Here is a 15789-nt window from a genome sequence, read left to right as displayed (position 1 = left end):
TGTAACCAGAATGAGGCCTATGCCCGTTTGGTGAAGATGGCTAAATCGGCAAGCCAACTGCTGATTCACATTAATGATTAAGTGAACCGACAACAAAAATGAATAGTATGAAATTAAAAGCAATCATTCTTTGTATGGAAGTAGTGGGATGCCTGATATTCATCGGTTGCGGGAAAAGTACCTCCTTTTCCCGCAACAACCATCTGGCATTAAATGACTCTAACTACTTCGAAACACGTGGACTGAACTTCTTCGTATTCAGCAACCTATACGATGCGACCTTTGATGATTCCAAAATCAGCGCCGTCGAAATCATTCATCACGGCATCCGCACCGCGACCAACGGAGATGTCCGCATGAATCCGACACCCGGACAATGGGACAAGTTGCCGAAGTTCGTCGAGCGTATACCGGATAAGGAGCATAACCGGATTGACGTCATGCTGGAGTATCCCGAATACAACTTCGAATACAAGTTGACAGGGGAAGCCCGTGACGGCGGCTTCTACCTTAGTGTAAACCTAGACAAACCTTTGCCCGAAGCATTGCATGGCATAGCCGGACTGAATATGGAATTCATGCCCCCGGTCTTCTTCGGCCATTCCTACATAATAGACGGCAAGCACGGTCTGTTCCCCACCTCCCCGGCCGACTTTATGACTACCATCAACGGTGAAGTGGAATCCACTCCCATGGCCACCGGCAAACTGATAGACATTGCACCGGACGAACCGTTGAAGCACATCACCATCCGCACCACCGATGACAATAATCTGTCACTATTTGACGGAAGGAACAAACAACAGAACGGAAACTTCGTTGTGCGTACCCTGCTTCCGGCAGGAAAGACCGGCAAGATAGCCGAATGGTTTATCACAGCGGAGACACAATCCGACTGGGTGCGCAAACCCGTGGTAAGCTACTCACAAGTAGGTTACCACCCCACACAAAATAAAGTGGCCGTAGTGGAACTGGATAAAAATGACAAGCCACTTTCCACCGTCTCTTTATATAAGGTGTGTAGTGACGGCAGCCTCAGCAAAGCCCTGTCCGGCACTCCCAACACCTGGGGAATGTACACACGCTACAATTACCTTCAATTTGATTTCTCCTCCGTCACAGAACCGGGCATCTACATGCTGGAATATGGCGACCAGCGCACAGCGCCTTTCCCCATCGCAACAGATGTGTTTCAAAAGGCATGGTTCCCGACACTGGACGTATTCTTCCCCGTACAGATGGATCACATGTTTGTCCGCGAAGCCTATCGCGTATGGCATGGCGCCGCACATCTGGATGATGCCCTGCAAGCTCCCGTCAACCGCATCCATTGGGACGGTTGGAGACAGGGACCGACCACCGGCAACAAGTACAAACCACTGGAGCATATCCCCGGCCTGAACGTCGGCGGATGGTTCGATGCAGGAGACTTCGATATCCAGACCGGATCACAACATGCCGTAATACAAGCTTTCGTCCTTTTGTGGGAAAGTTTTAGGATAAACCGCGATGAAACCACCATTAACCAAAAGACACGCTATACGGAAATACACGTACCCGACGGCAAGCCCGATGTACTGCAACAGATTGAACACGGCGTTCTGCAATTAGTGGCGCAAGTGAATGCGATAGGCTACGCCATTCCGGGAATCAACGAGTCTCATTTATATCAGTACCGCCATTTGGGAGATGCGGTAAACAAGACGGATAACCTGGTTTATAACCCTCGTCTGGATAGCCTGCAAACCGACGGGCGCACAAGCGGTACTCCCGATGACCGTTGGGCATTCACCAACCGGACACCGCACATGAATTATGGCACAGCTATTTCGCTGGCAGCTGCTTCGCGTGCGTTGAAGGAGTACAATCCGGAACTGAGCAAAGAAGCCCTGCGCGTGGCCCGCTTCATCTGGGACGACGAACACAACCGCCAGGCAAATCCCGAAGAACAAACGTATAACGGACGATTCAGCAATCCTGAATTCATGAAATCCATCGAATGCAGAGCTGCTTTTGAACTCTGGCGCTCAACGGACTACGAAGGTTACAAAACAAGAATGAACGAATTGCTCCCCACCCTTTTGGAACAATTCAACCGGAATGCCTCTGTCATTGCACAAATGATTCCTTTCATGGATAACGCTTTCAAGAAGCAAGTAAAGCCCCTGGTAGAAGCTTATGCCGGAGAACTTGCCGAAGTAGACAAAGAAAATCCGTATGGAGTAAGAATCAGCACTGCCGGATGGGCAGGCAACAGAAACATTGTTCAGGCGTGTATTACGAACTACCTGCTCCATCGGTCGTATCCCGAGCTGATAAACCCGGAATACATATACAGAGGATTGAACTATCTGTACGGCTGCCATCCGTGTCATAATCTGTCTTTTGTTTCGGGAGTAGGCGCACAGCCCAAAAAGGTGGCTTACGGGAACAATCGGGCCGACTTCAGTTTCATCCCCGGAGGTGTAGTGCCAGGCGTCAGGATATTGAAACCGGATTTCCCCGAGAACAGGGAGGATTATCCTTTTCTTTGGAGCGAGAATGAGTATGTAATAGATCTGGCAGCAAGCTACATCTACCTGGTGAATGCAGCCAACAGCCTGCTGAAATAAGGTTTCCCGTCCTCCATTTGCAGGACACTTGCATTTCATTTGCAGAACACTTGTGTTGAACAAACAGAACACTTGTGTCCTGCAAATGTAACACAAGTGTTACATAAATGCCCTGCCAGCAAGAAAAGTCCTCCTCAAAAACAGTTTTGTACCCCCTCTTAAGAGGGTTACATACTACTTTTGCAACCATACATTAATATTTCGAATAGTTTTCTTGAAAAGTATAAAAAGACGAACAATGAAAAGAAAGAAATTATCAAGAGCAATTATCAGGACGGGAAGCGCAATGATATTCTGTTCCATTATCACAGGAACGATGTGGGCGCAAGGAATACCATCGGTTACCAATATTCCAAATGCCCAATATCCCATGGTGAACCCCGACCGTACTGTGACTTTCAAAGTAAAGGCTCCCGATGCAAAGAGCGTGCAAATCGTTCTCGACCGTCCCTACGAAATGCAAAAAGGGCAGGACGGAACGTGGGAACTCACATCTCCTCCGCAAGTACCCGGTTTCCACTACTACTCGGTACAAATAGGAGGCTTGCAGGTAACTGACGCCTCAACCTACTCCTATTTCGGGATGAGCCGCCAGGCAAGCGCCTTCGAAGTGCCCGAGGAAAAAGTAGACTTCTACTTACCGCAGAAAGGTGTACCGCAAGGAGCACTCCGTTCCCGCAGATTCTACTCGAAAGTATGTGATGAATGGCGCAGAATGTATGTATACACCCCTGCCGAATATGAGAAGAATCCGGATAAGCGTTACCCCGTCCTGTACTTGCAGCATGGAGGTGGCGAAGATGAAAGAGGTTGGCCCAACCAAGGATATATCGGCGCCATCCTCGATAACCTGATAGCCAGTGGAAAAGCCGAACCAATGATCGTAGTGATGAACTGCGGATATGCCGTATATGCGGGAAACAAATATCCCGAACAACAACCGAATGCCCGCTCATCGGTAGAAGCATTCGTTGCCTTTGAAGACATGATGGTGAAAGACGTAATTCCACTTGTCGACTCGACTTACCGCACATTGACGGACAAAGAGAACCGTGCCATGGCAGGCCTGTCATGGGGAGGCAAACAAACCCTGGAAATCACTTTGCACCACCGGGATTTATTCTCTTACATCGGATCATTCAGCGGAGCATTGCCCATAGACAAAAATACGGATATAGACGCACTCTACGAAGGCGCTTTCAAAGATCCCGCCGCATTCAATAAAGATTTCAAGTTCATCTGGCTGGGAATCGGTGAAGAAGAAGGTCCCAATGCCGAACTTCTGCATGCAGCATTAAGTAAGAAGGGAATCAACAGCCTATTCTACCAGTCACCCGGCACAGCTCACGAATGGCTCACCTGGCGACGCTGCCTCTATCAATTTACACCTCTTATCTTTAAATAATCAGACTATGAAACTGAAATCCATCTTATATACAACTCTGATCGCTTCCCTGATTGCCGGATGTACACAGAAACCCAAAGAAAAAGAAGCAACTGCACCGGTATCGGCATCTACCAATATCCTCGGTATCAGTTATCCGGTGGTAAATCCGGATTTATCAGTAACCGTCAGGGTAAATGCCCCCGATGCAGACTCAGTAAAACTGGACTTAATGAAGAAATATCCCATGACCAAGAATGCAGACGGCATTTGGGAAGTAACCTCCGAACCACAAGTACCTGGTTTCCACTATTATTTTCTGGAGATAGACGGTTGTTCCGTAGCCGATCCTTCCAGTGAATTGTTCCACGGATGCGGCCGGATGTCAAGCGGCATTGAAATTCCGGAGGAAGGAGTAGATTACTATTTGCCTCAGCATGTTCCACATGGTGAAATCCGCACACAGATGTACTACTCCGACATCACGCAGGCATGGAGAAAGTGCCTTGTATATACTCCGGCAGGTTATGACGAGAACAACACTCAGAGGTATCCCGTACTATATCTGCAACATGGTAGCGGAGAAGACGAAACCGGATGGTCGAACCAGGGAAAGGCGGACAACATTCTGGATAACCTGATTGCCAGCCAAAAAGCCGTTCCCATGCTGGTAGTCATGGACAGAGGATATGCTACAGACCCCAAAGAAAAAGAAACGGGACCAAAAGGCAGGTTCAACTTCAATACTTTTGAACGGGTGGTTATCAATGAACTGATACCCATGATTGATAAAAACTACCGTACTTTGCCCGACAGGGAACACCGTGCCATAGCCGGCTTGTCAATGGGAGGTTTCCAGGCTGTAAGCATCGGGCTGGCCCATTTAGATAAATTTGCCCATATCGGCGGATTCAGCGGCGGAGGAAGGATGAACAGCAATGAACTAAATACAGCCTACAACGGCGTTTTTGCTGATGCCGAGGCCTTCAATCAAAAAGTTAAAACACTGTATATCAGCTTGGGAACCGAAGAAGCCGCACGCTTTAAAAATGTAACGGAGTTCCATGATGCACTGACTAAAGCAAACATCAACCATACCTATTATGAATCTCCCGGTACAGCCCACGAATGGCTCACCTGGCGGCGTTCATTACATCAATTTGCAGGCTTAATATTCAAATGATGCTTCAGATAATACAGATGTAGTTCTAATAATACTTGCAACTATGAAGATACTGTTTCATTTCACAATAACTCTGTTCGTTCTTAGTCTGGTTGCCTGTAACCAGACTAAGAGCCCGGAACCGGCAAAGCAATATACATTTATCGGCGGCAAGGAAGGAGATAAAATAGACACCACTTGCTTTGACTCTTTGCAGCTAAGCGATCCCTTTATCCTGGCCGATGAAGAAACACAGATGTATTATCTGGTTGGAAGTGGCGGCAGTTTATGGAAAAGCACGAATCTAAAGATGTGGACAGGTCCCTACCAATACATTACTGTGGATACAACCTCCTGGATTGGGACCGCTCCAAGAATATGGGCCCCGGAGCTCCATAAATATAAAGGCAAATACTATTGTTTTGTCACCTTCACCAATCCCAAGATCATAGTAGACACTGTACCTAACAGATACAATGTACAACGTCGTGCCACCCATATCCTTACATCCGACGAAGCAACAGGCCCCTACCACCCCATCAGCGACAAGAACTACCTGCCGGAAGACTGGTCTACACTCGACGGTAGTTTCTGGGAAGAAGACGGAGTGCCCTATATGGTCTTTTGTCACGAATGGATGCAAACCGTAAACGGAATGATCAACTACATCCAACTTGCTCCGGACCTGTCAGAATCAATGGGAACCTCTACCACCCTTTTCAGAGCATCCGATGCCCCATGGCCAAGAGAAATGAAATCGATAGGTGAGCTCACTTTCGGTATGGCGCTGGGAGGCTATGTGGCAGATGGTCCGTTCCTGTTCCGGACGGATACAGGGCGTTTAGGAATGTTATGGTCCAGTTGGAGCAACAACCGTTGTGCGCAGGGAGTAGCTTACTCCAGGTCGGATAAACTTGCCGGTCCCTGGGTTCAGTGCAATACTCCTCTGATACCTAATAATTCAGGGCACGGTATGTTGTTCCGTACATTCGACGGAAAGTTGCTGATGTGCCTGCATCACCAAAGCCTCGACTCCGAGAATCCGGGGCCACGAAAACCAACTCTGTTCGAGGTCGATATTTCAGGAGACGAAATTAGAATACTGGAGAAATATCATCCTTAGCAATCAAGAAATAAAAACATAATTTTATACCATGAAAACAACATTATTATGAAAAAGGTATTAGTAACCTGTGGCTTGTTATTCTCCCTATCGGGGTGGGGACAAACATTGCCGTATCAGAATCCCGAACTAAGTCCGGCAGAAAGAGCGAAGGATTTAGTGAAACGCTTGACATTAGAAGAGAAAGCGCTCTTGATGTGTGATGATTCGGAAGCCATTCCACGCCTGGGAATAAAGAAATTCAATTGGTGGAGTGAAGCCCTCCACGGGGTAGCCAATCAGGGAAATGTAACCGTCTTCCCCGAACCGGTAGGAATGGCCGCCTCGTTCAATGACAAACTGGTATTCGACATCTTCAATGCAGTCTCCGATGAAATGCGTGCCAAGCACAACGAGCGCGTACGCAACGGACTGGAAGACGTCCGTTTCCACAGTCTCTCCGTCTGGACTCCCAACGTAAACATCTTCCGTGATCCCCGTTGGGGACGTGGTCAGGAAACTTACGGGGAAGATCCTTACCTGACTTCACAAATGGGTATTGCAGTGGTAAAAGGATTGCAGGGACCTGAAAATGAAAAGTACCGCAAACTGCTTGCATGCGCCAAACATTACGCCGTACACAGTGGTCCGGAATGGAGCCGTCATACAGCCAATCTGAACAACGTCAGTCCCCGCGACCTGTGGGAAACCTACCTGCCTGCGTTCAAGGCATTGGTACAGAAAGCCGATGTACGCGAAGTGATGTGTGCCTACCAGCGTCTGGACGATGATCCTTGTTGTGGAAACACCCGTCTGCTTCAACAGATACTCCGTGATGAATGGGGATTCAAATATCTCGTAGTCTCCGATTGTGGAGCCATCGCCGACTTCTGGACTTCCCACAAAAGTTCCTCCGATGCCGTGCATGCAGCCGTTAAAGGAACCATGGCAGGTACAGATGTGGAATGTGGATACGGATATGCCTATCAGAAACTGCCGGAAGCCGTATCCAGAGGATTGATAACGGAAGAAGAAGTGGACAAACATGTGCTCCGCCTGATGGAAGGACGCTTTGAACTCGGAGAAATGGATGACCCGTCATTAGTGAACTGGACAAAAATACCGATGTCGGTAGTCAACTGTAAGGCTCACAAAGATTTGTCACTGAATATGTCACGCCAGACAATGACACTCTTACAGAACAAGAACAATGTATTGCCTTTAAGTAAATCCATCCGCAAGATTGCGGTTATCGGTCCTAATGCCGATGACAAACCTATGCTGTGGGGCAACTACAACGGAACTCCGAATCAGACCATTACCATCCTGGACGGCTTCAAAAGTAAACTGAAAAAGAATCAGATCGTCTATATGAAAGGCTGTGATCTGGTGAATGACCAAACATTGGAATCCTATCTTGACCAATGCAGCATAGATGGGAAACCCGGCATAAAAGCTACATTCTGGAACAATCCGGAACGTCAGGGAGAGCCTGTCTCTTCGCTCCGTACCACCCAGCCTATCAACGTGACTACATACGGATTACATACTTTCGGCCCCGGAGTGAATCTTGAAAAGTTCTCAGCCAAATACGAAACCGTATTAACCCCGAAGGAATCAGGCGAAATTCTCCTCAATCTCGAAGGTTGCAGTTACTTTGAATTATTGGTAAACGGCAAGTCAATGACTAAAAAGCGTACCTGGAGAACCACCGATACCCGCACCATGCTACAAGTGGAGAAAGGGAAAGAGTATAAGATAGAAATACTCTATGCACAAGTAGAAAACTGGGCTGCAAACCTGAAGTTCAACCTCGGCAAAGAATTCCCGATCAATTACAGTGAAAGCATTTCAAAACTTAAAGGCGTAGATGTAGTGGTCTTTGTAGGCGGCATTTCGCCACAACTGGAAGGGGAAGAGATGCCTGTGAATATTCCCGGTTTCAAAGGGGGTGACCGTACGGATATAGAATTACCCGCTGTACAGCGGAACTTCCTGAAAGCTCTGAAAGATGCCGGAAAACAAGTAGTATTTGTCAATTGTTCCGGATCGTCTATGGCATTACTACCCGAAACGGAAAGTTGCGACGCTATTCTCCAGGCATGGTATGGAGGAGAACTGGGTGGATATGCTGTAGCCGACGTGCTGTTCGGTGATTATAACCCCTCCGGCAAGCTGCCCGTCACTTTCTACAAAAGTACGAAACAACTTCCCGACTATGAGGATTACTCCATGAAAGGACGTACATACCGGTATATGTCCAACCCTCTGTTCCCATTTGGATTCGGATTAAGTTACACGGATTTCGCCGTAGGTACAGCCAGTTGCAACAAAACCCAACTCCGTACAGATGAGTCGCTGACCTTGACTGTACCAGTCTCCAACACAGGCAAACGGTCCGGAACTGAAGTCGTACAGGTTTACATACGCAAAACAGATGATGTTGACGGACCATTAAAGTCCCTGAAAGCCTATGCACGTGTAGAACTCGCAGCAGGAGCCAAACAAGATGTCAAGATAGAGTTGCCATCCGAATCATTCGAATGTTTTGATCCTTCTACAAATACCATGCGTGTGGCACCGGGTGAGTACGAGTTATTCTATGGAACAAGTTCCGCAACCCAGGACCTGCAATCCGTCAAAGTCACTTTACGGGATGGAAAGGAATAAAGTTACGAGCTACAGGCTACAAGCTACAAGTAGCTGCGCTCTGTTCCAAAAGGCACTTGTAGCTTGTAGCCTGTAGCTCGTAACTGATTCATAACCGAAAAGAAAGATATTAATTCCGCCAACGGATTTTTATTTTATCTTTGTGTCCGGATAAAGAAATAAAAGTCCGTACGCACTAAAAAGCAATTAACTTATGAAAAACAAAAGACTATTTTTATTATCCGCATTTCTGGTAATAATAGGTACATTAAAAGCTCAGAACCCCATTATTACGGATCAGTTCACTGCCGATCCCACCGCCAAAGTTTTTGAAGGCAAGATGTATGTCTATCCTTCACATGACATTCCAAGCCCCATCGAGCGTTTGAAAGAATGGTTCTGTATGGCAGATTACCATGTTTTCTCGTCAGACAATCTGGTAGACTGGACAGACCACGGAGTAATCCTAAGCCAGGAAAATGTACCTTGGGTAGCTCCTGACTCCTATTCCATGTGGGCCCCCGAATGTGTATACAAAAATGGGAAATATTATTTCTACTTCCCATCCACCCCTAAAGGTGAAGGCAAACGCGGTTTCAGCATCGGAGTTGCCATAGCCGACAAGCCTTACGGCCCTTTCACCCCGCAGGCCACTCCCATTGAAGGAGTCAACGGCATCGACCCTTGCGTGCTCATTGATAAAGACGGGCAAGCCTACATATACTGGTCAGGCCGCGGAATGTCAGTAGCAAAACTGAAAGACAATATGCTTGAACTCGCCTCAGAGCCCATGCAAATTCAAGGATTACCCGAAGGCTTCAAAGAAGGACCTTTCGCCTTTGAACGCAACGGAAAATATTACTTCACATTCCCCTGGGTAAAGGAGAAAACGGAAGTTCTGGCTTATGCGATGGGAGACACCCCCATGGGACCCTTTGAGTTCAAGGGTATCATTATGGACGAATCACCAACCGGTTGCTGGACCAATCACCACTCATTGGTGGAATACAAAGACCAGTGGTATCTGTTCTATCACCACAACGATTACTCCCCCGAATTCGATAAAAACAGATCGGCACGGGTCGACTCCTTATTCTTCAACGCGGACGGCACTATCCAAAAAGTAACCCCTACCCTGCGCGGAGTGGGCATAACAGACGCCCGGAAAGAAATTCAACTGGATCGCTACAGCCGGTTAAGCAATCAGGGAGCAGCCATCGATTACCTGAACCAGGCAAACAAATTCGAAGGCTGGAAAACTTTATTGAGCAAAAACGGTGCATGGGTGCAGTACAACCGGGTGAACTTCGGAGATAGTACCCCCCGGAAAGTGAAAGCAAGAGTAACCTCGGACAACGGAGGAACACTGCAAATACGTATAAACGGAACAAACGGTCCGGTTATCTCGGAAATAAAAGCTCCCAAAACCGATAAATGGACGAATATTGAATCCTCGGTTCGTTCCGCTCAGACCGGTATCCACGATTTATACGTGTCCCTGAAAGGAAACGGTAAAGTTGAAATCGACTGGATCAGTTTTCAATAACTAAATCTCCATGCCGGATATGAAGTATACGAGGACAATAGCGCTAATCACAACCCTGCTCTGCTTCCTGCAAGGGCAGGGTTTAGCGCTCGCTCAGGATAACCCAAACCAATACAATTACCTTTATCTTACTATCCGGAACGGATTATGCGACAACTCCATACGAACCATACACAAAGATCATAACTCATTTATGTGGTTCGGAACCTCCAACGGGCTCGACCGTTACGATGGTTACGAACTGAAACACTACTCCACAGCTCCCAGGCAACCGTATCAGTTTATTGAAAGTAATTACATCAATGACATTGACGAAGACGACAACAATTATTTGTGGGTAGCTTCCGAAGCCGGCATCATGAGCATTGATCTCCTTCACGAAAATCTCAACTTCTATAAAGAATACTCCGGTAAGAACAATAATGTGCTTTACTCTCCCGTTCAGGCTCTGCTTGTCGACGATTTCAATAATCTCTGGGTAGGTAAAAGTGACGGACTGGCCTACATCATTCTGAACGAAGAAAGGCAGATAAAAGATATCCAGATATTGAAGAAAGATGTGGATATCAAAACCATCGTAAAACACGGTAGTGATATCTGGGCGGGAGGCGACAAGTGTTTATTGCATTTCACTCCTTCGGGCAAACAGGATTACAGCAATATCCCCGTAGTTACAAACTTAGATACTTCACAGTTAATCTTCAACCGCCTGTTTTCTTATGGTGACTATCTGTGGATCGGTACCCAAAGCGGCTTATACTGCTATAACACCCAGAATCAGTTCTACATACTCTATCAGCATAACCCCAATGATCCTCACAGCATTTCCTCCAACTTCATCACAGATATTGATAAAAACTCATCAGGCGACATCATTATCGGAACCAGAAACGGAGTGAACATATACCAGCGGAATGACCAATTCGTTACTTTCAGCAGAGGTATACAAGCCCGGTCCCTGAATGATAATATCGTCAACCGGATATTTGTTGATAAGAATGATAATATCTGGGTAGGGACCGACTTCGGCGGAATTAATATCATGGCTCCGCAACGTATAACTTTCAATTATTCACTGCAAGGGTATGAGAAAGGAGTACCCAACATCATCAGCACGGTGCTCGAAGACAAAGAGGGAAACATCCTGGCAGGAATTGTAGATGGCGGACTTGCCATTAAGAGGAAAGGTGCTGACTCCTTTTCGCTCTTCAAACACCACCCAGGAGATCCGCGCTCACTGGCTCACAACAACATCTCGGATATCATTCAGGACCTGCACGGCAATTACTGGATATCAACAATAGGCGGAGGGCTGGATAAACTGGATAAAAACAATCTGTCACATCCCGTATTCGAACATTACAACAGTTTGAATTCCTCCCTAACCTCCGATGACATCCATGACATAGCCCTGGACTCTGCCCGGAATGCACTGTGGATATGCAGCGGCAGCCATATCAATACACTCGATTTCTCTACGGGAGCCATCAACCGGCTAAAGTTCTACACACAGTCCAAAGAACCCGTTCATAACATGAATACAATCTTCATCGACTCACAGTCAAGATTATGGATTGGCGGAAACGGCGTGTACGTCATCGACCTGGAAAATTCCAGGAATACCTACGAATGTATATACTATCAGCACAAACTGGATGATCCCGAAAGCAAAATCAATGAAAAGATCACTTGTATATTCGAAACTAAAAAGGGAGAGATTTATCTGGGTAGCCTCGGAAATGGCATCTACCTGTTGGAAGACAACGGTAACAACGAAAAATATACCTTCAAGAACTATGCCGTGCGCTGCGGTCTTTCGGACACCAGCATCTCGAACATTCTGGACGATGAGAACGGGAACTTATGGATCAGTACTCTAAAAGGTATTTACTTCTTCGATATCAATACAAAACGGGCCTTCAAGTTCGACGAAGGAGACGGGTTGCTGGTACCCCAATTCTATAAAAGATCCGGCTGTAAAACCATCAATCACAATATGTTACTGGGAACTATCGATGGTTTCGTAACATTCAGCCCGCTGGTAAACCTGCCCAAGCAAAAGCAGCGGACGATAACCCTCACCAGCGTTGTCTGTAACGGCAGCCAGCTGATACCTTATCTGAACAGCGACAATCTGCCCGTAAGTATCTCAACAACCAAGGAACTGCATTTATATCCACCACAGAATTCCTTTGAAATCACATTCAGCTGCCTGGATTATATCGAACAGGAAAAGGTGTTCTACTTCCATCGCATTCATGAACTGGAGGAGCACTGGAACACAGGATTGGTAAAGAGAAACGCCAAGTACACCAACCTGCCGCCGGGAAAATATACGCTGGAAATACGATGTACCAACCACGACAACACCTGGTCTACCGAGGCCACCTGCCTTAGCATTATTGTACATCCCCCATTCTATAAAACAGGATGGTTCTACTCACTTATCGCTATATTGATAGTGTCCATTCTGCTTTATATCATCTATTGGTATAATGCAAGGCAACAGCATATCCAGAAACTTCTGAAAGAAAAGATAGAGATCATGTCCGAACAGATGGAGGCTATCAACAAAGAGAAGCTATCCTATTTCACCAACCTCGCACACGAGTTTAAGACACCCCTGACCCTGATACAAGGACCGGCAAGCCAGCTTGTCAGGCAAACTACCGATCCCAAAGAAAAAGAAGACTTACAGATTATCAACCGGAATGCTCAATACCTGCTTTCACTGGTCAACCAACTGATTGACTTGCGCAAGATCGATACCCAGAACTTAACGCTCAATTACTCTCAATTCAACTTCAGCAAGTTCCTGAACACAACAATAACCGACTTTTCCAACCTGATGAAAGAACGAAACATCAGCTTTGAAAAGATATACCGCCTGAAGAGTGACCATATCTATTCTGATAAGGAAAACCTGCATAAGATACTGTTCAATCTATTATCCAACGCCATCAAGCATACTCCTGATAAAGGAAAAATCACATTGCATGCCAACCAATTCATCGACAAGTCGAACAAACTCATGCAGTTTATCTCCGTCACCAACAGTGGCAGCATAATAGCTCCTGACGAAATAGACAAAATATTCAACCGTTTCTACCGGATACCCGAACAGAACAAATATACAAACTACGGCCAAAGCAGTACAGGCATCGGACTTCACATCGTAAAAGAGCTTATCAACCTATTAGGCGGAACAATTAAAGTCAAGAGTTCGGAAAAAGTAGGTGTATCTTTCAGATTATATTTCCCCATTACGCTGGCGGACGCAGCGGAGAATGAAATTCATGAGGAATATAAAGAGCCCGTACCCGTTGAAGACAAAATCGAGCCGTTCATTCCTATAGACAGGAGCAAGCCGACTTTGTTATTGGTAGAAGACAATCCCGATATGCGTCATTATATCAAGAATATGCTGAAAGAAAAATACAATATCGCTGAAGCAAACAACGGTGAGCAAGGCTATAAGACAGCCCAGAATATCGTGCCCGATTTCATTGTATCCGATCTGATGATGCCCGTATGCGATGGTTCCGACTTCTGCAAAAAACTGCGCGAGGACAAGCTTTTAAGTCACATTCCTTTCCTGCTTCTCACGGCAAATTCAAGTGAGACAGCCCGGATAGAAAGCTATGAAAACGGAGTAGACGGATATATCACCAAGCCTTTCGAACAATCCGTATTATTAGCCCACATAGACTCTATCTTGAAGAACAGGGATTTGCGTCAGAAGAAATTCGTAGAACAAGACTTGAATCCTATTCTGCTGGAAGTGGGACAACCCGACCAGCAGTTCATGAACGAAGTTATGAATATTCTGGAAAAGAACTATGCTGATCCTCAATTCGGTGTAAAGGATCTGACAGAAAGACTGAACATCAGTTATACAGTGATTTATAAGAAATTCGTATCACTCACCGGACTTCCGCCGGTACGTTTCATCCAATTATACAGGCTACAGATTGCCAAGAAAATATTAGAGAATAGCACCAATAACATCATTGTATCAGAAATAGCCTACCGGGTGGGATTTAATGATCCCAAGTACTTCACCCGTTGCTTTGTGAAACAATATAAGCAAACGCCCAGTTCATTCTTCAAGTAACATGACCTTAGGATCAGGTCTGCTTACACACATTGCGGAAGGTTTCTATTTTATAACTATCAGATCGCCTTCCGCAAACCCAACTGTTATATGTTTCACCTGAAAAAGACTTATTTCTTTCAGATCTTTCTTTAACTCTTTCAGAACTTCCACCAGGCCGTTCAGTACTTCCTCCCACGGAATTTCGCTGGAAAGTTGCAAAGCATCACAGTTCCTTTCTCTCGGATCGAAATCTTCTTCACAGGCCCAGTCATCATTTTCCACGTCATATTGTTTAGAGCCTGTCAGTTCGAGTGTATAGCAGCTCTGCCCATTTTCTTCGACAGCTTCCCACAAGTTGAAGTTCAATGCAATGATGTCATTAGGCAGGGTTTCGTATTCAGCAATGAACAAAAGCCACTGTTTTACAATGGCTTTTACTTTCTGTTTATCAAATACCTCCATAGGGGTACAGCAAGTCTGAAAGTCCGGTTTACTTTCATCGTTCCCCAATATGGAGAATAGTTTTTTCAAGATATTACTCATTCTTAATCAATTCAAAAGTGTAGCTTCCTTACTCAATGACATCATTGATATGATATGACTACAAAGATAATGACAAATTATAAATAAATAATATCTTTGTTACCATACTACATAAATAACCTTTTAGCTGAGAAAAATGTTTTATCCGGACATAATTAAACATTAATAGAAGACGTTATCTCTTTTTCTTCCAAATATAGATATGTGCCCCTACCGTTGCATATAGGCGACTGGCATCCATTTTGCCGGTATACAGTTCATCCATCGCGGCTTGCAGTTCATCATTGTCAACTTTCGGTTTTCCGATTTCGCCTCCCACAAGACCGGCATCCACGCTTAAACCTATTACTGAACTCAAACGATATTCAAGTCCCACCGTAAAGTTCCCGCCCAAAGCATTGGCTGTAGCATTAATTTTACCTAAACCATCTGCTTTAAGGGTTTCTTTATAACGTAACCATCCCCATCCTACTGCACCGTAAATAGTTAACTTCTCCCCTAAAACCCATCGCCCGGTGAACTGAGGAGCAATATACAATAATCGTCCTACGTCTTTCATCTCCATCGTTTGAAAACCGTCAGTGAGAGACATTGTCTCTTTGGCGCGAAACTGCTGCACCAGCACTCCCCAACCCCAACGGTTGTAATAACGAGACATGCCTACTCTCCAATCAAGTCCTGTGGACATATACGAA

Annotated in this window: 9 protein-coding genes; 7 read left to right on the top strand and 2 right to left on the bottom strand. The window is 45.9% G+C overall.

The genetic code is table 11. From position 1 onward, the window contains the following. Positions 1-107: 107 nt before the first annotated feature. The 7 genes from BN161_RS02925 to BN161_RS02895 all read left to right on the top strand — a co-directional run bounded on the left by BN161_RS02925 (position 108) and on the right by BN161_RS02895 (position 14569). Positions 108-2612, top strand: a complete 2505-nt coding sequence (locus tag BN161_RS02925) for a glycoside hydrolase family 9 protein (protein ID WP_074435086.1) — start codon at positions 108-110, stop codon at positions 2610-2612. Between the two features lie 238 nt (positions 2613-2850). After that, the gene (locus tag BN161_RS02920; protein ID WP_052356160.1) at positions 2851-4017 is read left to right on the top strand and encodes an alpha/beta hydrolase-fold protein; all 1167 of its coding nucleotides are present in this window, start codon (positions 2851-2853) and stop codon (positions 4015-4017) included. A 7-nt stretch (positions 4018-4024) separates the two neighbouring features. Next, a complete protein-coding gene (locus BN161_RS02915) occupies positions 4025-5179 on the top strand; it encodes an alpha/beta hydrolase-fold protein (RefSeq protein ID WP_052356159.1) in 1155 nt (384 codons plus the stop codon). 43 nt (positions 5180-5222) lie between these two features. Then, positions 5223-6281 carry a glycoside hydrolase family 43 protein gene (locus tag BN161_RS02910; RefSeq protein WP_044262921.1) on the top strand — a complete coding sequence of 353 codons (1059 nt, stop codon included), beginning with the start codon at positions 5223-5225 and terminating at the stop codon, positions 6279-6281. A 48-nt stretch (positions 6282-6329) separates the two neighbouring features. Further along, positions 6330-8930, top strand: coding sequence for a xylan 1,4-beta-xylosidase (xyl3A, locus tag BN161_RS02905; RefSeq protein ID WP_044262919.1), 2601 nt, complete (start codon positions 6330-6332; stop codon positions 8928-8930). Positions 8931-9123: 193 nt separating this feature from the next. Then, positions 9124-10455: a family 43 glycosylhydrolase gene (locus tag BN161_RS02900; RefSeq protein WP_044262918.1), complete on the top strand. Its 1332-nt coding sequence runs from the start codon at positions 9124-9126 to the stop codon at positions 10453-10455. A 10-nt stretch (positions 10456-10465) separates the two neighbouring features. Continuing rightward, positions 10466-14569 carry a hybrid sensor histidine kinase/response regulator transcription factor gene (locus BN161_RS02895; RefSeq protein WP_044262915.1) on the top strand — a complete coding sequence of 1368 codons (4104 nt, stop codon included), beginning with the start codon at positions 10466-10468 and terminating at the stop codon, positions 14567-14569. Between the two features lie 45 nt (positions 14570-14614). On the opposite strand, the gene BN161_RS02890 is transcribed toward BN161_RS02895, so the two are convergent. Next, entirely contained in the window at positions 14615-15082 is a 468-nt protein-coding gene (locus BN161_RS02890; protein WP_244436398.1) for a hypothetical protein, read from the bottom strand. Positions 15083-15269: 187 nt separating this feature from the next. Beyond that, positions 15270-15782 (bottom strand): porin family protein, encoded by a 513-nt coding sequence (locus BN161_RS02885; protein ID WP_244436397.1) that lies wholly within the window; start codon positions 15780-15782, stop codon positions 15270-15272. Positions 15783-15789: the final 7 nt, after the last annotated feature.

The sequence above is a fragment of the Bacteroides timonensis genome, from assembly GCF_000513195.1.
Lineage (GTDB): Bacteria > Bacteroidota > Bacteroidia > Bacteroidales > Bacteroidaceae > Bacteroides > Bacteroides timonensis.
The sequence above is the reverse complement of the archived record's forward strand: the minus strand, read 5'-3'. Positions and strand labels throughout refer to the sequence as shown.

Coding starts and splice junctions, on each gene's coding strand:
- xyl3A (WP_044262919.1), top strand. CDS start 6,330: ATGAAAAAGGTATTAGTAACCTGTGGCTTGTTATTCTCCCTATCGGGG.
- BN161_RS02885 (WP_244436397.1), bottom strand. CDS start 15,782: ATGTCCACAGGACTTGATTGGAGAGTAGGCATGTCTCGTTATTACAAC.
- BN161_RS02925 (WP_074435086.1), top strand. CDS start 108: ATGAAATTAAAAGCAATCATTCTTTGTATGGAAGTAGTGGGATGCCTG.
- BN161_RS02910 (WP_044262921.1), top strand. CDS start 5,223: ATGAAGATACTGTTTCATTTCACAATAACTCTGTTCGTTCTTAGTCTG.
- BN161_RS02915 (WP_052356159.1), top strand. CDS start 4,025: ATGAAACTGAAATCCATCTTATATACAACTCTGATCGCTTCCCTGATT.
- BN161_RS02895 (WP_044262915.1), top strand. CDS start 10,466: ATGCCGGATATGAAGTATACGAGGACAATAGCGCTAATCACAACCCTG.
- BN161_RS02900 (WP_044262918.1), top strand. CDS start 9,124: ATGAAAAACAAAAGACTATTTTTATTATCCGCATTTCTGGTAATAATA.
- BN161_RS02920 (WP_052356160.1), top strand. CDS start 2,851: ATGAAAAGAAAGAAATTATCAAGAGCAATTATCAGGACGGGAAGCGCA.